The 20,499-nt window shown below is 64.0% G+C and carries 13 protein-coding genes; all 13 read right to left on the bottom strand.

What is annotated here, in order from left to right:
- Positions 1-75: 75 nt before the first annotated feature.
- Positions 76-1,485: a sigma-54-dependent transcriptional regulator gene (locus tag AC0ZZU_RS19715; protein ID WP_476342911.1), complete on the bottom strand. Its 1,410-nt coding sequence runs from the start codon at positions 1,483-1,485 to the stop codon at positions 76-78.
- Positions 1,485-2,702, bottom strand: coding sequence for a sensor histidine kinase (locus AC0ZZU_RS19710; RefSeq protein ID WP_476342909.1), 1,218 nt, complete (start codon positions 2,700-2,702; stop codon positions 1,485-1,487). Before AC0ZZU_RS19710 ends, AC0ZZU_RS19715 begins: the two co-directional genes overlap by 1 nt.
- A 204-nt stretch (positions 2,703-2,906) precedes the next feature.
- The gene (locus tag AC0ZZU_RS19705) at positions 2,907-4,382 is read right to left on the bottom strand and encodes a sigma-54 dependent transcriptional regulator (RefSeq protein ID WP_476342907.1); all 1,476 of its coding nucleotides are present in this window, start codon (positions 4,380-4,382) and stop codon (positions 2,907-2,909) included.
- A gap of 159 nt (positions 4,383-4,541) precedes the next feature.
- Entirely contained in the window at positions 4,542-4,838 is a 297-nt protein-coding gene (gene fliT, locus AC0ZZU_RS19700; RefSeq protein WP_476342906.1) for a flagellar protein FliT, read from the bottom strand.
- Positions 4,839-4,847: 9 nt separating this feature from the next.
- Positions 4,848-5,243 carry a flagellar export chaperone FliS gene (fliS, locus tag AC0ZZU_RS19695; protein ID WP_158460308.1) on the bottom strand — a complete coding sequence of 132 codons (396 nt, stop codon included), beginning with the start codon at positions 5,241-5,243 and terminating at the stop codon, positions 4,848-4,850.
- A 119-nt stretch (positions 5,244-5,362) separates the two neighbouring features.
- Complete coding sequence (gene fliD, locus AC0ZZU_RS19690; RefSeq protein ID WP_476342904.1) at positions 5,363-6,763, bottom strand: flagellar filament capping protein FliD; 1,401 nt, start codon at positions 6,761-6,763, stop codon at positions 5,363-5,365.
- An 80-nt stretch (positions 6,764-6,843) separates the two neighbouring features.
- A complete protein-coding gene (locus AC0ZZU_RS19685; protein WP_476342903.1) occupies positions 6,844-7,200 on the bottom strand; it encodes a flagellar protein FlaG in 357 nt (118 codons plus the stop codon).
- Between the two features lie 70 nt (positions 7,201-7,270).
- A complete protein-coding gene (locus AC0ZZU_RS19680; RefSeq protein ID WP_476342902.1) occupies positions 7,271-8,113 on the bottom strand; it encodes a flagellin domain-containing protein in 843 nt (280 codons plus the stop codon).
- A 172-nt stretch (positions 8,114-8,285) separates the two neighbouring features.
- Positions 8,286-11,786, bottom strand: coding sequence for a glycosyltransferase (locus AC0ZZU_RS19675; protein ID WP_476342901.1), 3,501 nt, complete (start codon positions 11,784-11,786; stop codon positions 8,286-8,288).
- A 264-nt stretch (positions 11,787-12,050) separates the two neighbouring features.
- Positions 12,051-12,983 (bottom strand): ketoacyl-ACP synthase III, encoded by a 933-nt coding sequence (locus AC0ZZU_RS19670; protein WP_476342899.1) that lies wholly within the window; start codon positions 12,981-12,983, stop codon positions 12,051-12,053.
- 226 nt (positions 12,984-13,209) lie between these two features.
- Positions 13,210-16,773 carry a glycosyltransferase gene (locus AC0ZZU_RS19665; protein WP_476342898.1) on the bottom strand — a complete coding sequence of 1,188 codons (3,564 nt, stop codon included), beginning with the start codon at positions 16,771-16,773 and terminating at the stop codon, positions 13,210-13,212.
- Between the two features lie 69 nt (positions 16,774-16,842).
- Positions 16,843-18,429 carry a flagellar hook-associated protein 3 gene (locus AC0ZZU_RS19660; RefSeq protein WP_476342896.1) on the bottom strand — a complete coding sequence of 529 codons (1,587 nt, stop codon included), beginning with the start codon at positions 18,427-18,429 and terminating at the stop codon, positions 16,843-16,845.
- Positions 18,430-18,442: 13 nt separating this feature from the next.
- On the bottom strand, positions 18,443-20,488 hold the full coding sequence (flgK, locus tag AC0ZZU_RS19655; protein WP_476342894.1) for a flagellar hook-associated protein FlgK: 2,046 nt from the start codon (positions 20,486-20,488) through the stop codon (positions 18,443-18,445).
- Positions 20,489-20,499: the final 11 nt, after the last annotated feature.

Raw genomic sequence — 20,499 nt, 5'->3', positions numbered from 1 at the left:
CACAGCGGCTAGCCAGGATCTAGCAACAAGAGTGCCAGCCCGGCCCGTAGCGATATTAAAAAGGACTTGCGGGCATCAGCCGTAGAGGCTGGCCTCCACGTCGAAGCCCGCATCACGCATCTGCGCCAGCTTGTAACGCAGGGTGCGGGGGCTGATACCCAGACGCTCGGCGGCTTCCTTGCGGCGGCCGCGCTCGGCGCGCAGGGTGTCGATGATCATCTGGAATTCGTGGCGCCGCAGGTCGTCGCCCAGGCCGCCAGCCATGTCGGCTTCGTCGCGTGGCGCAGGCACTGAGGATGGCTGCGGCCCAGGGGCCGGCACCAAGCCTGGTTGCGGCCCAGGGGCCGACAAGGGGATGACGCCGGCCAGACAGAAATCCGCCGCCTCGATCACCCCGCCCTGCTGCAGGATCAACGCGCGCTGGAGCGCATTGTCGAGCTCGCGCACGTTGCCCGGCCAGGCATGGCCTTGCAGGCAGGCGCGCGCGGCATCGGACAGGCACACCTGCACATGCTTCATCTTGCGCGCATGGCGCGCCAGGAGACGCTCGGCCAGCGGCAGGATATCGGCGCTGCGCTCACGCAGGGGCCGCCAGGACAGCGGGAATACCGAAAGCCGGTAGAACAGGTCTTCACGAAAACGTCCCGCCGCCACTTCACCGGTCAGGTCACGATTGGTAGTGGCCAGCACGCGGATATCCAGGGCGATCGGCTTGCGCCCACCGACCCGCTCCACTTCGCGCTCCTGCAACACCCGCAGCAGCTTGGCCTGCAGCCCCAGGGGCATCTCGGAAATCTCGTCGAGCAGCAAGGTGCCGCCATTGGCCTGTTCGAACTTGCCCGCCTGGGCGGCGATGGCACCGGTGAACGCGCCTTTCTCGTGGCCGAACAGCGTGGCCTCGAGCATGTTGTCGGGAATGGCCGCGCAGTTGATCGCCACGAAGGGCTGCGCCGCGCGAGGCGATTGCTGGTGAATGTAGCGCGCCAGCACTTCCTTGCCGGTACCGGACTCCCCGGAAATCAGCACGGTCGACTCGCTGCGCGCGACGCGTGCGGCGAGCTCCAGCAACTGCCGACTGGCGGGCTCGCTGGCCACCGGACCGTCGTCGCCGGCTGCAGGCAAGCGGCCGGCGGCGTGCCGGTCCACCAGCGACAGCAAGGCCTTGGGCTCGAATGGCTTGACCAGATAATCCACCGCACCTTGGCGCATGGCCTCGACAGCGCGCTCGACCGCGGCGTGGGCGGTCATCAGCAGTACGGGCAGCTGGGGCTGGCGCTGGCGCAGCCGGGCAAGCAACTGGTGCCCGTCCATGCCAGGCATGTTCACATCGCTGACGACCAGGCTGAAGGCTTCGCTTTCGACAGCCAGGAGAGCGTCTTCGGCGCTGCTGACCGCGTGGTAGTCGAAACCGCCGATCTCAAGCGTGTCGCCCAAGGCCTCGCGCAGCACGCGGTCGTCTTCGACCAGCAATACCTTGATATCCATTACAGCGCCTGGCTCGGCTGGGCTGCGATCAGCGGCAGGATCACCCGCACGCAGGTGCCACGGCCGACCCGCGAGCGCAGTTGCAGGCTGCCCTGGTGAGCACGCGCCACGGCTTTGGCCACCGCCAGGCCCAGCCCGGTGCCGGTGGCCTTGGTGGTCAGGAAGGGCTCGCCCAGGCGCGCCAGCAGATCAGCTGGTATGCCACTGCCGGCATCGCTGATGCACAGGTGCAGGTCTTGCCCGCGCCGGTACAGGTGCACCTTGAGGCGAGCGGGATCAGGACTCGCCTGCAAGGCGTTATCAACAAGGTTGAGCAGTGCGCCGACCAAGGTGTCGCGGTTGCACAGCAGCTCGCCGAGCTGACAGTCGCACTGCCAGCGCACCGCATGGCCTTGCACGTGGGTCTGGGCCGCATGCTGCAAGGCCTGGAACAGCGCCTTGGGGGTCAGGCGGTCGCCAAGCGGCAGCTCGCCACGGGCAAAGACCAGCATGTCGCGGACCTGATGTTCAAGCTCATGCAGGCGCTCCTTGAGATTGCCGGCAAACCGCAGCCGGGTCTCCTGTGGCAGCGATTGCTCGGGGTCGGCAAGGTGACTGGCGTAGAGCATGGCGGCCGACAGCGGCGTGCGGATCTGATGCGCCAGCGAGGCGACCATGCGTCCCAGCGACGACAGGCGCTCATGGCGCGCCAGCTGGTCTTGCAGGCGGCGCGTCTCGGTGAGGTCGGTGAGCAGCACCAACTGGCCCGGCTCGGCATCCAGCGAACGGGTAGCGATCGACAGGCGGCGGCCATCGCGCAGCGACACCTCGTGGCCATCGTCTTCACGGGGCGAGAAACTGCGGGCGATCACCTGGCGCCACAGCTCACCTTCGAGCGGCTCCCCCAACAGCTCGCACGCCGCGGGATTGGCCTCGCGCACGTAGCCTTGGGCATCGATCACGATGATGCCCCCAGGAAGCAGGTCCAGCAGGTTTTGCAAACGATTGGCCAGCCGCTCTTTCTCGCCCAGCTCGGCGATGCGCTGCGCACTGACCACGGCCAGTTCACCCTTGAGCTCGCTGACCCGTGCCTCGAGCATGCCGTAGGACTCGCTCAACTGGCTGGACACCTGGTTGAACAGCGCGAACGCCTGTGCAAGGTCGGGACGGCGTTCCTGCTCGGCCGGGGTACGCGCGTGCGAGGCGGGGACTCGGGAAATAGGGGCGGCCTGGGGCATCGTGCTCTCTCGCGTGGCTGACCGTCATAAAACGGTGTGTTGCCAGCGGTATAGCAATAGACGTGCCGAAGGACGTGCGAGGAATCGGGGATCAGTGCCCAGAAACTGGCCGAGGCCTGAGCTGACGGGGCTTTGCGCCCTTGCGAAGACGAAGGTGATATCGGCTGACGGGCCCTCCGTGGCCCTCATGACATGAGGCAGGCGTCAATCCTCCGCCTGCTCCTCCCCATCACGGCGGCTCATGCCGTATTTGCGCATTTTCTCCACCAGCGTGGTGCGGCGAATACGCAGGCGCTCGGCGGCCCGGGCCACGATGCCATTGGCGTCGTCCAGCGCCTGCTGGATCAGTCCCTGCTCAAGGCCACCCAGGTAATCCTTCAGGTCCAGCCCCTCGGGGGGCAACATCGCGTGGGAAGAGAAGTTCTGTGTATGACCGTTGATGGCCACGCGCTCTTCCAGATCGGAGCGAAGGCTGTCGACCAGCTGCTCGTCCTCATCATCGACGTAGCGGAATTTCTTCGGAAGTTCCGCCACGCCGATCACGCCGTAGGGGTGCATGATCGCCATGCGCTCGACCAGGTTGGCCAGCTCGCGGACGTTGCCCGGCCAGGCATGCCGGCAGAGCGACATGATGGCGGCGGAGTTGAAGCGGATCGAGCCACGTTTCTCGTGCTCCATGCGCGAGATGAGCTCGTTCATCAACAGCGGGATGTCCTCGACGCGTTCGCGAAGTGGGGCCATCTCGATGGGGAATACATTGAGCCGGTAATAGAGATCTTCGCGGAAAGTACCCTCCTCGATCATGTTCTCGAGGTTCTTGTGGGTCGCGGCGATGATGCGCACGTCGATGCTCTGGGTCTTGTTGCTGCCCACCCGCTCGAAGGTACGCTCCTGCAGCACGCGCAACAGCTTGACCTGCATCGGCAGCGGCATGTCGCCGATCTCGTCGAGGAACAAGGTGCCGCCGTTGGCCAGCTCAAAGCGCCCGGCACGGCTGGTGATGGCGCCGGTGAAGGCACCTTTTTCGTGACCGAACAGCTCGCTCTCCAGCAGCTCCGCCGGAATCGCGCCGCAGTTGACCGGCACGAACGGCGCTTCGCGGCGCTTTGAATGGTAGTGCAGGTTGCGCGCGACCACCTCTTTGCCGGTGCCCGACTCACCAAGGATCAGCACACTGGCGTCGGTATCAGCCACCTGCTGCATCATCTGCCGCACGTGCTGGATGGCACGGCTGGTGCCGACCAGGCTGCGGAACAGGTTGGGCTCGCGCTGGCGGCCGCGTTCACGGGCCTGGTCGTACATCTCGCGATAGACCTGGGCGCGGTGCAGGGAATCGAGCAGCTTGCTGTAGCTGGGCGGCATTTCCAGGTTGGAAAGTACGCGCCTGCGCAGCTCGTCCGGCAGCTCGGCCGAAGAAGTTTCACCTAAAAGCAGGACCGGAAGGAACTCATCCCATCCTGCCACTGTCTTTAGCAAGCCCAAAAGGGTCGATGGCGCGCTCACGGCTCCAACGAGGACACACAGTACCTCGCGAGTAGTGGGCAAAGACTGCACTGCCTGCTGCCAGTCGTCGCTAGAACAGGACAGGTTGTCTTCGCCGAGAAAATTCAGCACCACGGCCAGATCGCGGCGGCGGGCGCTGTCGTCATCGATCAGCAGAATCTTGGTTTCACGCCACATGCAATCGGAACTTCCCTAGTCATCTCGCGCCCGAAGGGCTTGCTCGACATCGATCAGTCGAAACGGTGTTCGACGATCGAGATTGGAATACAGACACTAGTTAAGTCAAAAAAAAGCACACAGTCAAATTTATGGCGTGGCTTCTTGGTCGGTCCAGCGTCAGCTGAACAGATGGTATACCTTTGAGGCGTTCTGCGCCTGACGGATCTGGGTCATCTCGTCGACTATCGACTGACGTGCGTCACTTGCGACCTCGATCAGTTGCCGATACACCGAGAGCAGATCCTCGAGGGCGGCTCGCAACGCGATCTCGTTGACCGAGGCTTCGGCCATCACATCCTCCACGCACAGCCGGCACTCGACGTCGAGGTCGCCGATCACTTCCCAGTTGCGGCGGGCCAACGCGGCAACCAGCCCCTGGCGGGTCTGTTCAATACGCTCGAGTACCACGCTCATGATGCTCTCCTACACAGCCTGGGCGGGATCAGCGACCGAGTCCCAGCCTTCCTTGACCGTGATCAGCAGGCGCGCGACCTCGTCGAGGATGGAGGAGTCGTTCTTGGCATTGGCTTCGACCAGGCGACGGCTCATGTAGGTGTACAGGCTGTCGAGCTCGGCGAGGGACTCGCCGTGGTTTTCCAGGTCGAGCCCTTCACGCAGGCCACCGACGATGCCGATGGCCTTGCCGATCAGCACGCCACGCTGGGCAATATCATTGCGCGCCATGGCGCCCTTGGCCTGAGCGATACGGTCCAGGCCACCCTGCATCAGCATTTGCACCAGGCGATGGGGGCTGGCCTCGGAGGTCTGTGCCGCACCATTGACTTTCTGGTATTGCCGAAGGGCCAACATCGGGTTCATGTCTTACCTCATTGCAGCGATAAAGGTTGCGTATGGCCTTTATATCGCCTGTCGTTCAGGAAACTTTAGGGAAGGAAGATGCATGCCAGGGCTGCAAACCCCAGGGCATGCATCAGCAATCAGGAACTCTTCTGAGCGTTGATCGCATCGAAGAACGAGGTGATCTGGTCGGCCTGGGCTTTCATCTTGCCCAGCGCAGTGTCCAGGGCCACGTACTTCTTGGTCAGCGCTTCGGTCATCGAATCGGTGCGCCGGTCGAGCGCGGCCTGCTGTTCGGTGAGGTTCGAGGCCACTTTGTCCAGGCTGCTCTTGCGGGTCGCCAGGCTGCCGTCGGTGGAGTTGTACGGGTCGATAGCAGCACTCAGACGCTCGAACACCCCACCGGTACCGGTGAAGAAGCTCTGGACCTGGGAACCGAGCTTCTTGTCATTGAGCGCTGCGGTGAACTTGGTGGAATTGAACTCCAGCGTGCCGTCCTTCTGGGTGTTGATACCCAACTGGCCCAGCGTATTGAGCTCGTCGCCAGCGCCTACCTCGGACATCACCTTGCGCACATCGGCCAGCAGCGAGCGCGTGGTAGGATCGTTGGTCAGCGAGCCCAGCACCAGGTTGTCATCCGCGTCACGGCTGGTGGACGTCAGCGTGGTGATCGCTTTTTGCATCGTGTTGTAGGCATCGACGAACGCCTGCACCGATTTTTTCAGGCCATCGCTGTTGGTCGCCACGGTCAGCTTGGTAGCTGCCCCGCCGGTCGGCGTGGCACCCGTCAGCTCGAGCGTCAGGCCGCTGATGGCTTCGCTCACGGTATTGGTGGCGCTCTTGACGGTCAGCCCGTCGATCGTCAGTTCAGCATCCTGCGCGGCGGCGGTGATATATCCGGCGCCACTGCCGCTCATCTGCTGGGTACCGTCGATATTCAGCGCGGGTATGCCGCTCAGGGAAATGTCGTTGCCCGCACCTGTCGCCGTGGAGGTCAGCACCAGGCGGGAGCCGGTATCGTCCGTGATGATGTTGGCGGAGATGCCGTTGAAGCTCATTTCCTTGTTGATCTGGTCACGAACGCTTTGCAGCGTGGCGCCGCTGGCCACGTCGAGCTTGTACGACTTGGTGCCCACGCCGATGGTCAGTTCGCCCGCGTCGATCGATGAGGACGCGCCATCTTCGAACTGCTGGCTGGCTACCTTGGAGCCGGTGGCCACCTGCTTGACCAGGATGTCGTAGTTGCCAGCGACCGCAGTGTTGCCCGAGGTCACCTTGACCACACCCTCGTTGGCCGACGTTGCCGCATAGGCATTGAAGGAGGGCGAGGTGGTGGTGTTGAGTTTCTTGATGGCGTCCTGGAACGCCGTGAGGGAGCTGCGCAGCGCGCCGATGCCCGAGATCATCGCCGAGTTGTTGGCGGTCTGGCGAGTGATCTGCGCCTTCTTGGCAGCGGTATCGGAATTGACCAGCGCCGAGACGATGTCGGTGATGTTCAGCCCCGATCCCAGGCCTGTGGATGAAGTAATCGGACTTGCCATGCTGTTGCCCCTCTGGTTGACGCGTCAGGTCGCTTCTGCACGCCCGACGATGGCCACGCCATGGTGTGTTCGCCGCCCGGTCAGACCTTGGCGTCGAACAGAATGCTGTTTACATCGCTCAGGTTGTTGGCGATCCGCAGCGCCTCCTCGGAGGGTAGCTGGCGAATCAGCTCACCAGAATCGCTGGCGATGACCTTGACCACGATCTTGCCTGATTCTTCATCCGTGGAGAATTGCAGGTTGCGTCGGGTCGAGTTGAGAAATTGTTCGATGTCCGAGACGGCGCTCTTGACCTTGTCGACGTCGTCCGCCGATGACAGCTCGGCTTTTTCACTATCACGCGGTGTCTCTGCCAACCGGGCCACCGGTTTGTCGCCAACCTGCTCGGCCGTACGCAGCGCCGGGTAAGACAGGTTCAACTTGACGCTCATGTCCATGTCGACCACCTCAGAATGAAAAGACGGGGAAGCGCTTCAAGAGCACTCCCCCGCCGGTGACCATCAGCGATTACTGAAGCAGTTTCAGTACGGCGGACGGCAGCTGGTTGGCCTGGGCCAGAACCGAGGTGGAAGCTTGCTGCAGGGTCTGCTGCTTGGTCAGCTGGGCAGTTTCAGCAGCGAAGTCGGTGTCCTGGACGCGGCCACGAGCGGCCTCGGCGTTTTCGTTGATGCTCTGCAGGTTGTTGATGGTGCTGCTGAGACGGTTCTGGGCGGCACCGAGGTCTGCACGGGTGCTGTTGATCGACTGCAGTGCGTCATCGATAGCGCCGATGGCGGCGTTGAAGTTGGTTTCGATGTCCGAATCGGCGCCGCTGATGGCGATGGTGCCGCTGGAGACGCCCAGGGTCGATGCGGTCAGGTCAGCCAGGGTGATGGTGATCTGGTTGTTGGTACCGGTGTTCGAGCCGACCTGGAAGGTCATGGTCACGCCGGAGTTGAGCAGGTCCTTGCCGTTGAGCTGGGTGCTGTTGGCAATACGGGTCAGCTCGTCGGACATCTGGCCGAATTCGGTGTTCAGGGCGGTGCGGTCTTCTTCGCTGTTCGAGCTGTTACGCGACTGGACGGCCAGTTCACGCATACGCTGCAGAATGTTGGTCTGCTCTTGCATCGCGCCTTCAGCGGTCTGGGCGATCGAGATACCGTCGTTGGCGTTCTTGATCGCCATGGTCTGGCCACGGATCTGCGAGGTCATGCGGGTAGCGATCTGCAGGCCGGCGGCATCGTCTTTGGCGCTGTTGATTTTCAGGCCGGAAGACAGACGAGTCATCGAAGTCGACAGCGCATCGGTAGCACGGTTCAGGTTCTTCTGGACGCCCAGGGAGGTGGTGTTGGTGTTGACAGTCAAAGCCATGACGAATTCCTCGTTGGATTAGTTACTACGGCTTCCGGCCCTGGCATCCGCCGGGTGTGGCCTAGAGAACCTTCATGATTGTTATCGTCGCCAAACCCACTTGCTTTAGTGCTTTTTCAAAAAATATTGCTGGCATCCTGCTACCGCCCCGTAAAACAAGAGCCTGGAAGCGTCAGCCTCGGCTCCACGCCTGGGCCCACCCGAGCACGGAGGATTGATCGAGCATCCACTGCTCGTTTACCTGCTGGCGCAGACGTTGCCCCTGTCGCGCCCTGTCTTGCGGATCCGCGAGATGACGCTCGATAGCGTCAAGCCATTGCTGCCCTGTATTGGCGACGCGCGTCACCTCGAGTGGGTTGTCGAAGGCCGGGGTATCGCTGGCGATAACGCAGTAGCCGCAGGCGCCAAACTGCAACAGCGCCAGCGGGCTGCGGCAGCTGTCGAGGCCGCTGGTGCCGAGCGGCGCCAGGGCCAGGTCGAGGCGCAGGGCGGCGAGCCGCTGGGGGTCATTGTGCGGTGCGTCATCCAGCACCTCATGGGCAATCTCGCGCAGCGCGGGGGATACGTCTCCCCACAATATCCAATCCACCCGGCCGGCCAATGCCTCTACCACGCTGGCAACCAGCTGTGGATCGAGGCTCGTCGAGGGTTCGATGGCGCAGCCGATACGCGGCCGGGTGTCGCACACAGCCTCTGCCGGCAGGTTCAGCCACTGCTTGCCCAGGCGGGTCTCGCGTACTTGAATGTCCGGGTGCAACGGCGCAAACGCCTCCGCCAGTGCCTGGGTGGGGACGATCAGGCGGTCCGCCAAGGCAGCTGCCTGAGTGAGGGCATCCCAGCGCTGCATCGGATCGACCCCTGCAGCGGCGGGTGAAGTCGACAGAAACGCCTGGACCTCCAGCACGACGAACACACCGGGCACGCTGCGCGCCTGGCGCATGGACTCGAGCGGCACGGTGTGCAGGGCGTCCTGGAACACCACTACATCGGGCGCGAGCCGTCGCAACTCCGAGGCAGACAAGGCCTCGCTGCTGATGGCCGCATCGACCAATCCTGCTTCGCTCATGGCCTCAAGCGGTGCGAGCAGCCGCGGCTCCTGCGCCTCCATCGCAGCGTTCGGGCAGCCGAGCACCACCGGCAGGGGCCGCCAGGCCAGCGGCCGCCAGTTGAGCGCGGTCCGCGATTCCAGCGCGAAGGCTTCAGCGCTCAAGGTGAGGTTGCTGTTATAGGCTGGATCATTGGCAAGCACCTGCGGCCAACGCGCCTGGACCAGCTCAATATCCGCCGGGGCTGGAGGTCCAGCTTGCCGTTGCTCTTGCACCAGCATCGCATGGGGCGTCCACACCACCAGATGGCCGGCCCGGGTGATTCTCAGGCACAGGTCGAGATCGGCCAGGCTGCCTGGGGACATCTCTTCGTCCAGCCCGCCAGCGGCTATATAAAGATCCTTGCGCACGAGCATGCATGCGGAGGGCACGGCGCTGAAATTCTGCACCGTACTCAAGCGCTGCATGAAACCGCTCTGGTTGATGGTCAAGTGGTCGAACGCGGGCGCAGCCCCGTCTTCCAGACCCGCGATGAGACCCGATTTCTGCACCCGCCCATCTGTGGTGACCAACGTCCCGGCGACGATCGCGACCTCGGGACGCTGCCCCTGATTGAGCAGCTCATCGAGCCAGTCGGGACGGATGGCGACTGTATCGCCGTCAAGCAGCACGAGGAATTCCCCGCGGGCCTGCTGGCTGGCCTGGTTGACCGCGGCGGCCCGCGAGGCAGCAGCGGTAGCCTGGATGACCCGCACCTTGCCGGCGCCGATCCCCTGCATGCCCGATAGCCATTGGCGTGCCTGCGCATCCTCCAGTTGATGATCGACGATGAGGATTTCGAAGAAGGCGTAGCCCGTGTGACTCAACAGGCTCTGCAGGCAACGCTGCAGCAACTCCAGGGGGTAACCGGCGTATACCACGATCGACACGAAGGGACGTTCGGCATGCGCGTAGTCGATGCGGTAGCGACGGCTGCCTTGCGGGGCGACTTGCGCCTGCTCGAAGCCTCGCCGCGCAAGGTGACGCTCGAGGCTCGCGACTTCGTCCGGATTATCAGCGGCGACTGGCGCATCGCGCAGCAGCAGGGGTTCGGACAAGTGCGCGATACCCTGCAGGCCACCCTCCTCGATCAGCCGCAGGATCAGGTCCAGCTCCCCGGCACCCGGCAAGCTCGCATCGAAGCCGCCCACCTGCGCGACCTCGCTGCGGCGCAACAGCCAATGCCCGGCCATGATGACCGGCATGCCGAGCAGGTAATCCAGGTTGAAACCCGGGCGCAGTGCCGCCTCCATGTCGCGCGTGCCCCGGTACAGTTCGTCGCAGTACACCATGCGCGCAGCGCCCGCGTCCGGCAGCTCGAGGTCGAGCATGAGCGTGCCGCTGGCCAGCAGTTCGTCGCCAGCCTCAAGCAGAAGCAGCCAGTCCTTGTCGCTGTGCCGAACGATGTAGTTGAGTTCGCCGACCCACAGGTCGGTGCCAGGGGCAGCATCGATGACATGCCGTTCAAGACGAGCGGTGGTGACGCCGGACCAGGCCTCGACGCTTGCGCGCGTGGTTTCCAGCGCAGCGCCTGCCCCTTGGCGGTCGATGACAATGATGCAAAGGCTCAGCCGGCCGGCCAGGTGCGCACGGCGCTCATCGACCAGCCGCTGCTGCACTGGCGTCAGGGTACGTTGTGACAGCCAGTGCTTGACTGGCGTCGCCCGGGCGGCTGAGTTGTACCATGCCTGCAGGTCGGCGTTGCCCATCGGCTGCACCCCTTCGGTGCTGAAATAGCCCATGAGGTCGAGCTCGTGGAAATGCTTCGGCGCCTTGAGCGTCGCCACCTTTACAGAGTGGTTCTGGCCCTCGGGGCGAACCCAGCCGAGTGCCTTGGCCGCCGTACGGTAGCGGGCGAAGTGGCCTGCGGTGATCTCCGGCGTCTCGCGCTGGATATGGCTGAACTGCGATTCGGAAACCCGGAAGCACGCAAGCATTTCGTTCAGCAAGACCAGATCGCCCTGGCGCAGCAGCTTGAGGTAGATCGCCAGGTCGCCCACCCAGTGCATGACCTCGCCATCGAGCAGCATCAGGTCATCGCCAAAGGCGAGCACGTCCTCGCGCCGGCACAGCACACAGACCGGTTCTCCGATGAAGTTGTAGATATGCTCGCCCAGGAACGAAGCCAGCTCCTGGCCATCGATGATGACGTCATGCTTGAACGGGAAGATGGTCAGGATGGTGTTGCCGAGCAGCTTGTCGTGCCCATCGATGATGCACCGGCGTGCCGAGACCAGGCTGGCCTGCGGGTGGGCCTGGGCTGCAGCGAGCAAGGTGCTTACCGCTGTCGGCAGCAGCAGGTCGTCATCGTAGAGAAACTTGATGTATTCGCCCCGGGCTTCGCGGATGCCGCGGGCGAGGTTGCGGTATTCGCCCAGGCGCTCGGCGTTGTGGAAATAGCGGATGGGAAATCGGCTGCGGGGGCGGTTCCGTTCGATGATCAGCTCGATGGCGTTGTCCGGGCAGTCGTCGCATACCACGATTTCGATGTGGGCGTAGTCTTGCAGCAGGGCGCTGTTGAGGGCCTTTTCGAAGAAGTGGGGTTTGTAGGAAGGGACTACGATACTGACCAATGTGGGGCTGTTCATCTAACGTCCTGCTGAACGGAAAGGGTCAAGGGCCGTTGGGGGGACGTGATGTCAGGTTTCCGGCGGGGGTCCTCGAATTGGCAGGGTCAAGCAAGAACTTGGCCAAGGGTCGTGGCAAAGGCAGGCAGATCAAGGCCGGACGGGTTACGCCGGATCCGAGGGGGCGTGCGATGAGGCTATGGCTGTATTCGAAGTCACACGGGTTATCGGCCCAAAAAAAACGCCGCTATGGCAATAGCGGCGTTTTTTCCACAACAGGACGACTTAGTCGGCGCGCTGGATGATCGCAGAGCCCCAGGAAAGGCCTACGCCGAAGCCGCTCAGCGCTACGCGCTTGAAGCGTGAATCGAGGACGTGCTTCTCGAGCAGCAGCGGAATGCTCGAAGAGACGGTGTTGCCTGTCTCGATCATGTCCTTGATGAACTTGTCCGGGTCGGCTTCCTCGAATCGCCGGGCGACGGCATCGACGATCGCAGCGCTGCCCTGGTGAATGCAGAAGGCATCGATCTCGCCTGCCTCCAGGTTCGACTCCTGCAGCAGTTCCTGCAGATGGGCCGGTACCTTCAGCAGGGCGAAGTTGAACACCTGGCGCCCGTTCATGAAGAACACGCCATCGGTGACTTTCAGATGAGCGGCCCCCGAACCGTCGGTCCCGAACTTGGCCTTGCCCAGCTGCCAGGGGGCGTCTTCGCCCATCCAGGTCGCGGTCGCGGCATCACCGAACAGCATGGCGGTGTTGCGGTCTTCGGCATCGACGATCTTCGAATAGGGGTCGGCGGTAATCAGCAGGCCGTTGCGCAGCCCCGCCGCTTCCATGAACCCCTTGAGCGCGTAGATGCCGTAGACATAACCCGAGCACCCCAGGGAAATGTCGAACGCCGCCACATGGGTGGGCAGGCCGAGCTTGTCCTGGACGATCGCCGCCGTGTGCGGCAGACCTTCTTCGTCACCGTTCTGGGTGACGACGATCACGGCGTCGATGGCGTCGCGCGACAGCTGGGGATTGGCGGCGAACAGCGCATTGGCTGCCTCGACGCACAGATCCGAAGTTTCCTGCTCAGGCGCCTTGCGCGGCAGGAACGCCGAACCGATCTTGCCCAGGATGAACGATTCGTCCTTGCCGAACCGGGCACCCTGCTCATAATTGTCCGTGCCTTCTGGTGGCACGTAGCTCGCAATGCTTTTGATGCCAATCATCATGGCTTCCCAATGAATTAGCTGCTCTATTTCACCGCCTGGGGCCGCAGGTATCGACGAACGATCACCCCGCCAGCAAGCGAGTGCAGGCACCGACCGATAGCATTGACCAGTCGGGAACCCCCGTAATGGTATAGAGATGCATCTGGTGACTTACAAGTCACGCCTATGACCTACGATCGCATATTTCATCTGGCGGCGCACGCTCAACCCTGCGCCCGGCGACTCAGTCGGCCAGCCAGCCGCGTACCCATTGCTGCAGGTGATGATCGCGCAGCACGTAGTCGCGCCGCACTGCCTCGCGCAGCTCATCGCCCATGCGGTAGCTGGCCACCGGATCGCCGAGATGCTGGCGGATGGCCTGGAGCCACTCCTCGGTACTGTTGCTGCGTACCCGTGTGCACGGCAGATCGCCCTTGTAGGCCGCCGTATCGCTGCAGATCACCGGATAACCGCAGGCACCGTATTCCAACAGGCGCAAGTTGCTCTTGCAATCGTTGAAGATGTGGAACTCCAGTGGCGCCAAGGCGAGGTCCAGGTTCAGGCTGGCCAGCTTGGCGGGGTAAAGGGGCAGGTTGACCACCGGGTGGAACTCATGGATGTAGGGCTTGAGCGCCTCCGGGCACATGCCGAAGAACACCCACTCCACCTGGTCCGCGAGCGTGCGCACTACGTCGGCGATGATTTCCAGGTCCCCGCCATGGCTGGTCCCTCCTCCCCAGCCGACGCGAGGCTTGGCGCCAACTCCCCGGCGGCTCTGCAGCTTGAGCCAGGGATCAGGGTCGAGCATGTTGGGCACGACGCGGATGTCCCGGTGCATGCCGGACAGCGCATTGGCCAGGGCATCAGTGGTGACTACCACACGGTCGCACAGGCCGATGCCACGCCGCAGGTGGTGCTCGATGTCGCTGGGCTTGTTGCGCGCATGGCTGTTCTTCGACGGTGCCTGGAGCACGTAGTCGTCGATCTCGAAGATGCGCCGGGCGTTGGAGAAGCGCGCGATGCGCTCGATGTCCTGCACCGCTTCGTGGTTGTGGCGCAGCTGCAGGATGACCACGTCAGGGTCCATCCGCGCCAGCTGGACGATCGTCGGCGCTTCGTAGGCGATGCGGCCGATCACCTGGCCGGCGGCTTGCAGCGCCTGGAGCGGCTGGATCACCCGATAGGTGCCGACTGCCGAGGAGTTGATCGGCAAGCCCAGCACCGACGGCACCGCGCGTGCGCACAACGGGTTCCAGCTGTCGCGCAGACCAGGATCGAGGCTGTAGTTGACCGTCATCAACCCCAGGTTGCTGTTGTACGCGGGGTCGCGCGCAACAAAAGGCAGCCAGCGCTCGAAGAACGCGCGCTGCTGCGCCTGAAGCTGTTCGCCAGGCACCAGGCTGGCCGCACGCGCCCCGCCCTGCAGGCAGGCGTAAGGCGTCCACACCGCCAGATAGCCGATCTGCCGCGCCTTGAGGCACAGGTCGAGCTCGCTCAGGCCCCAGTCGAACGCTTGCCCATCGAGCCCACCGACTTCCTCGACCACAGCCTTGCGCACCAGCAGGCAATCGCCCGACAGCACGGTCCAGTTCTGTACGACCTGCAGGCGCTGCAGGTATCCGCGCGACAAACCATCCTCACCCACGCTCACCGGGCCGACGGCATCGCCGCCGCCCATGACCAGGCCCGCATGGACGATCTTGCCGGACGCGTCCACCACCTTGGCGCCCACCAGCGCGACTTCGGGGCGTTGGGCATGCAGCATCATTTCGTCCAGCCACTGTGCCTGGAACACCTGCAAGCGTGGCGACAGGGTCAGCAGATAGTCGCCCTGGGCCTCGCGGGCGGCAGCGCCGATCAGTGCCACCGGAGCACTGGCGGCCACTTGCAGCACGCGCAGCATGGCGCCGCCCACCCCCGACATTGCCTGGAGCCACGACTGCGTGGCGGCGTCGACCTGCTCACCGGCCACCAGCAACAGCTCGTAGCGCGGGTAGGCCGTGCGTTCGATCACGCTCATCACGCACTGCTGCAACGTTGCCAGGTCGCCTTCACACACCACGATGATCGATACCAGCGGCTGCAGCTCATGCAGGTACTCGACCCGGTTGAGCATTGGCAGGTCAGCTGGATGAACACGGTGGTTCACGCCAAGACGGTCCAGGTGAGCCTTCACCACGTGGCTGTTCTGCTCCGCCACGGCGCCCTGCGATAGCCACTGGGCAAAGGTGAAGGCCGACTGCACCTGCAGCTCGGCGATGTGATCGACCACCTGCGGCCCCCCGCTTTCGACCAGCCGCCAGAGCAGGTCATGCGCGGCCAGTTCGCCGAACTGCGCGTCAAAGCCGCCAAGCGTCCTCACCGCCTCGCAATCGAAGGCCAGGGTACGGCCCACGTAGGGATAGCTGCGCATCAGGTCCAGGTTGAAGTCCGGCTTGAACACCGGGTCGACCGCCCGCTCGTCGACCCAGGCGCCTTCGTCGCTGTAGGCGCAGGCAATGCCTGGCATTACAGCGATGCGCTCGGCAAGCACCAGCAGGGCCGACTCGGCGAGCCGGTCGCCTGCGCGCAGCAGGTAGATCCAGTCAGCGTCCTGCAGCCCCGCCAGCACGCCGCTGAGCTGGCCAGGCCAGTTCGCGTCCGGTGCCAGACAGGTTACAGGCAGCGAGGTGGCTGGCGCTTCGCTGGTCAGCACCACGCAGTGCTGCGCCGGATAGAGCTGTGATTCAAGGCTTGCCAGCGTCTGGCGCACGCCCTCGGCATCGCCTTCGGGATCGAGCAGCACGGGCACGATCCGCGGCTGCCGCGGCCAGGCCGCCAGCGTCGGCGGCAGCATGCGCCGCTGGGCCGGCGTCAGGCACCGCTCACCGAGCCACTGCTGATACAGCTCGTCGTAGCTTTCGCTGTCGGTGCCGACACGCCCCAGCATGCAGGTCTGCCAGTTGCCCAACTGCAACACCATGTTCACTTCCTGCCACGGCCTGGGCGCGAGCTGCGCCTGCACCAGCGGTATCAGGCGCACCCAGCCATTGGCAGGCGCCTGTTCGCCGGTACGCTGGGCGAGCATCTGCTGCAACCAGCCGCGCTCGGCCCTGGCGGCCAGCACGCTGTCCGGCTGCTTGCTCAGACGCTCAGGATGCAAGCGCTCGATCAGCAGCACCTCGGTGAGCATCACCATGTTCGCGCGGCGCATCAGGCAGACGAAAAACGCCTGGTCGAGCAGCGCGTTGAAGCCCTGCCCTTCCCCGGTCAGGGCGCGCAACAGCTCGAGCGCTTCTTCACGGCGCATGAGCGCTGCGGAGAAATTGCCCAGGAAATTCAGCGCGCGCCCGTCGAGCATGGACAGGATGTCGGCCCCCTTGAACAGGCTGTCGACATTGGCAAAGCGCGCGTTGGACAAGCGCATCGGCAGGATGTAGTTGCCCGCATCCGCGTACACCCGCTGCGCCAGCACCAGGCCGACATCGGCATGCTCGCTCAATACCTGCGCCTGGCGCTCCACGCACCGCGGCAACAGCCGGTCATCGTCGCACAGCACCTTGACGAACTCGCCCTGCGCCAACGCCACCGCCTGCACCAGATTGGCGACAAAGCCCAGGCGCCGCGAATTGCGCACATAGCGCAGCGATGCGCTGCCCTGACCTTCCAGGGAACGGACGATGGCCTCGATCTCGTCCCCATCGCTGTCATCGCACACCAGCACCTCCAGCCCCTGCTGGCTCTGGGCCAAGGCACTCTGCAGGGCGAGATTGAAGAAACGCGGATTGAAGGCGGGGATGACGATGCTGGCGCGGGGCTTATCGTTCACGGCGGGAACCTGGAGAAAGGGCGCATGCGCCGCTCGAGGCGACGCATGGCGTTGAAACGGGAGGACGAATCAGAGGTAGTTGACCAACGAGAGGTTGGCGATCTTGGCGTAGGACTGCAGCGAAGCGGTGAGCATGTTGCTCTGCATCTGCAGGCGCACCAGCACTTCCACCGAGTCGGTATCGCGGATCGAGCCCTGGGTCTTGGTGTTCTCGGCGCTTACTGCCTCGTTGGTCTCGGCCTGCACATCCAGCGCCTGGCCACGGCCACCGATGGCACTCACCGAGGCGCTGACCTGGTTGATGGCGCTGAACACGTTGCCCATCGCCGAGTCCAGCGAGGCCTGGAAGTTCTGCCGCGACGCCTCATCGCCGCCCACCGGCGTGGTCAGTGTGGTGCGCAACTGGCCGATGGTGTCGAGGATGTTCTGGGTCTGGTGGGTATTGACCTTGATCGCGAAGCTGTCACCGGACTTGGCTGCATTCGGTGCGCCCGAGAGCTCGAAGCTGACACCCGCCGCAGTGGCGGTGGTGCCATCGGCACCGCCGAGCGCGCCCTTGGCCACCGGACGGCTGTTGGCGGTGATCGGGTCGGCGTACAGCTCGAACTCGGTGTCGCTGGTGAACTTGAGCACGGCGCCGCCGCCTGGGAAGGCTGCCTTGTACTTGTCCACGTCGGTGATGCTTGCCGAAGTCACCTGGCTCGACGACGAGTTGCCGGCGCTGCGGGTGCCGGTGATCGAGTCGGGCTTGGAAGTCAGGCTGAAGGTGTGCCCCTTGATGGCTGCGTCCGGGTCGGCGCTGTCGCCTTCCTTGTAGGTGACGTCCAGGCGCAGGTCGACACCACGGAAGCTTACCGTGGCATTTTCGGCATCGGGGTTGAACTTGCCGCCCTCGGTCGCTTCCAGGGTCACGTCCTTGCCCGCGCCATCGGTGATCTTGAACTGGGTGCTGCTGGTGAATTCGAGGGTGTAGGGTTCGCCGCTGCGGAAACGATCGTTGTACACGGCACTGCCCGATACCTGGCCATTGGTCAGGTTGACGCGGCTGTCGGCGGCGGCTGGCGAGAGCAGGCTTGTCTGGCTGCGGCTGGTGTTCACGGCCTGCTCGAAGGCGGCGTAGCCGGTTTCGTTGGCGGCAAGGCTGAGCGTGTCGCCCACCTGCAGCAACAGGCTGCTCTGGTCGCCCTGGTAGGTATAGGTGCCATCGGCGTTGCGCGTGTAGGGCGCGGTATCGCTCTTGGAGCCCGCGAACCGATACTTGCCGTTCTCGTCCTTGCTGTTCATCAGGCTGACCAGCTGTTCTTCCAGGGACGTCAGCTCATCGGCGTTGGCCTTGCGGTCGGCATCGGTGAAGCTGGCGTTGCCGGAGCTGATGGCCAGCTCGTTCACCCGCTGCAGGATGTTGCCGATGCTGTTGAGCGTGCTCTCGGCGGTACCCAGGGCATTGCGCACGGTGGTGATGTTGCCGCTGTACTGCTTGAGCATGTCCTGCTGCTGCTCAAGCTGCAGCAGGCGCGCGGCGCCTACCGGATCGTCGGCCGCGGTGCGGATGCGCAGGTTGTCGGAGGCCTGCTGCTGGGTCTTCACCGTGTTGGCGAAGTTGCGCTGATAGTTGCTGCTGCTGTTGGTGTAGAACTGGGTAGTGGAGATGCGCACGGTCTACGGCTCCTTAAAGGCTGTTGATCAAGGTGGCGAAGGTTGCTTGTGCCGCCTTGATGATCTGCGACGACGCCGTGTAGTACTGCTGGAACTTGATCAGGTTGCCGGTCTCTTCATCGATCGACACCCCAGACACCGAGTTGCGGCTGTCGGTGGCGGACTGGTGCAAGGCGGTCGTGGCATCGCTGTCCATGATGGACTGCGCGGCCTTGCCGCCGACGTTCGACACCAGCTTGGCGTAGGCATCGGTGATGCTGATGCCCTTGCCGTCGGCACCGAGGCCGACGGTCTGCCTGGTCTGCAGGTCGAGCACCGCCTGGGCGTTGCGGTTGTCGGTCGAGCCTGCGCCAGTCAGTGCCACCGTGTAGTTGTCGCCGTTCCTGGGCGCGCCGGTGATCGTCATCTCGAAGCTGAAGGTCTTCTGCGTGGTGCCGTCCATGACCGGGTTGCCACTGGCATCGACCATCGGCACGCTCAGCTGCAGCTTGTTGCTCTGCCCGGGGACGATGGAGCCGGAACCGATCGCGGTGCCTTGGGCGTCATACAGCTTGTAGGCCTGGGGCGAGCTCGTGTCGTCACCGAACACCAGCTTGACCGGGGTCGAATACTTGATGCCGGCCTGCAACTCGGAGCGCTGCGCAGAATCGTAGATGTCCAGCTCGGACACCAGTGTCGGCTGGCCGATCTGGCCAGTGCCCTGGTTGCCGGAGCCATTGGTGGCAGTCAGCGGCGAAGACAGCGCCAGGCGCTTGGGGTCGGTGAGCACCGACACGATATCGGCCGCAGCGTTGCGCGTCGGGGTGATCTTGAAGCTGTCACCCGCCTTGAGCGTATTGCCGTTGAGCGACAGGCTGAAACCCTCGATCACCGCGGGCGGATCGTCGTTCAGGTCGAAGCTGCCCATGGCGGTGCCTTCGGGCAGCTTGCGCACGCTGTAGCCGGTCTCGCTGGTGAAGGTCACCTGGTAGTCGCTGGTGGTCAACTTGCCGGTGTCCTTGATGGTCACATCGAGGTTGCCGGAGTTCTTGTCGTTGGTGCTGCTGGCAATGCTGCGCTCGCCCTTGGCCTTGGCGCTGTTGATGTCACCGAACAGCATGGCGCCGAAGTCGCCGTTGTTGTCGATGCCTTGGGACAGCTGGCTGTTGATCGCATCCGACACCACCAGGGCCACGCGCCCCAGCTCGTTGAGCGCGGGGTCGAGGGTTTCCTTGCGGTAGCGCAACAGGCCCCCGAGCTCGCCGCCGGTGGTGCTGTTGGTGATGTCCATCCTGGTCGAGCCGCGGTTGAGCATCAGGCTCATGCGCGTCGGGTCGCTCTGGCCTGGCGCCACTTCCAGGGTCTGGGTGGTCTTGCCGAGCACCAGCGCCTGACCGTTCTTGAGGTAGACGTCGTAGTTGCCTTCGCGCTCGACCACGTCCGCGCCAATCAGCCCGGTGAGCTCGCGCACCGCGCCGTCACGCTTGTCGAGCAGGTCGTTGGGGGCACCGGATACCGACGACACCCGCGAGATCTGGTCGTTGAGGTCGGCGATCGACTTGGTCAGGTCGTTGACCTTGGTAGCGAGCGCTTCCATGTTGCCGTTGATGGTGGTGTTCTGCTGGGTCAGCTGCGAGGACAGCGCGTTGAAGCGTTTGGCCACGGTCTGGGCGCTGGTCAGCAGCAGCTGGCGAGAGGCGTCTTCGCTCGGCTTGGCGGCGGCATCCTGCATGGCGGTGTAGAAGCTCTGCAGCGCCGCGGTGATACCGGTGTCGCTGCTCGACAGGGCGGAGTCCAGCGGGGTGATCTGGCTCAGGTAGGTCGAGGCGTCGGTGCTCAGCGAGTTGGTGCTGCGCAGCTGGTTTTCCAGGAACGAGTTGTACACCCGGCGCACGTCGGCCAGGGTGGTACCGCTGCCGATGAAGACGTTGCCGTACTGCTGCGAGCCTTTGGTCTGCTGGACGGTCTGCTGGCGCGAGTAGCTCTCGACATCGGCATTGGCGATGTTGTTGCCCAGGGTGTACAACCCGGACTGGGCGGCGCCCAGCCCAGACATGCCAATATTGATCAAACTCGCCATGGATCCAGCCC

Source organism: Pseudomonas sp. JE3303 (assembly GCF_056312565.1).
This window is presented reverse-complemented; position numbering and strand designations above follow the sequence as displayed.

Excerpts from the sequence above, each read along its gene's own strand:
- AC0ZZU_RS19715 (WP_476342911.1), bottom strand. The coding sequence starts at position 1,485 with ATGGATATCAAGGTATTGCTGGTCGAAGACGACCGCGTGCTGCGCGAG.
- fliT (WP_476342906.1), bottom strand. The coding sequence starts at position 4,838 with ATGAGCGTGGTACTCGAGCGTATTGAACAGACCCGCCAGGGGCTGGTT.
- AC0ZZU_RS19705 (WP_476342907.1), bottom strand. The coding sequence starts at position 4,382 with ATGTGGCGTGAAACCAAGATTCTGCTGATCGATGACGACAGCGCCCGC.
- flgK (WP_476342894.1), bottom strand. The coding sequence starts at position 20,488 with ATGGCGAGTTTGATCAATATTGGCATGTCTGGGCTGGGCGCCGCCCAG.
- AC0ZZU_RS19675 (WP_476342901.1), bottom strand. The coding sequence starts at position 11,786 with ATGAACAGCCCCACATTGGTCAGTATCGTAGTCCCTTCCTACAAACCC.
- fliD (WP_476342904.1), bottom strand. The coding sequence starts at position 6,763 with ATGGCAAGTCCGATTACTTCATCCACAGGCCTGGGATCGGGGCTGAAC.
- AC0ZZU_RS19670 (WP_476342899.1), bottom strand. The coding sequence starts at position 12,983 with ATGATTGGCATCAAAAGCATTGCGAGCTACGTGCCACCAGAAGGCACG.
- AC0ZZU_RS19680 (WP_476342902.1), bottom strand. The coding sequence starts at position 8,113 with ATGGCTTTGACTGTCAACACCAACACCACCTCCCTGGGCGTCCAGAAG.
- fliS (WP_158460308.1), bottom strand. The coding sequence starts at position 5,243 with ATGAACCCGATGTTGGCCCTTCGGCAATACCAGAAAGTCAATGGTGCG.
- AC0ZZU_RS19685 (WP_476342903.1), bottom strand. The coding sequence starts at position 7,200 with ATGGACATGAGCGTCAAGTTGAACCTGTCTTACCCGGCGCTGCGTACG.
- AC0ZZU_RS19710 (WP_476342909.1), bottom strand. The coding sequence starts at position 2,702 with ATGCCCCAGGCCGCCCCTATTTCCCGAGTCCCCGCCTCGCACGCGCGT.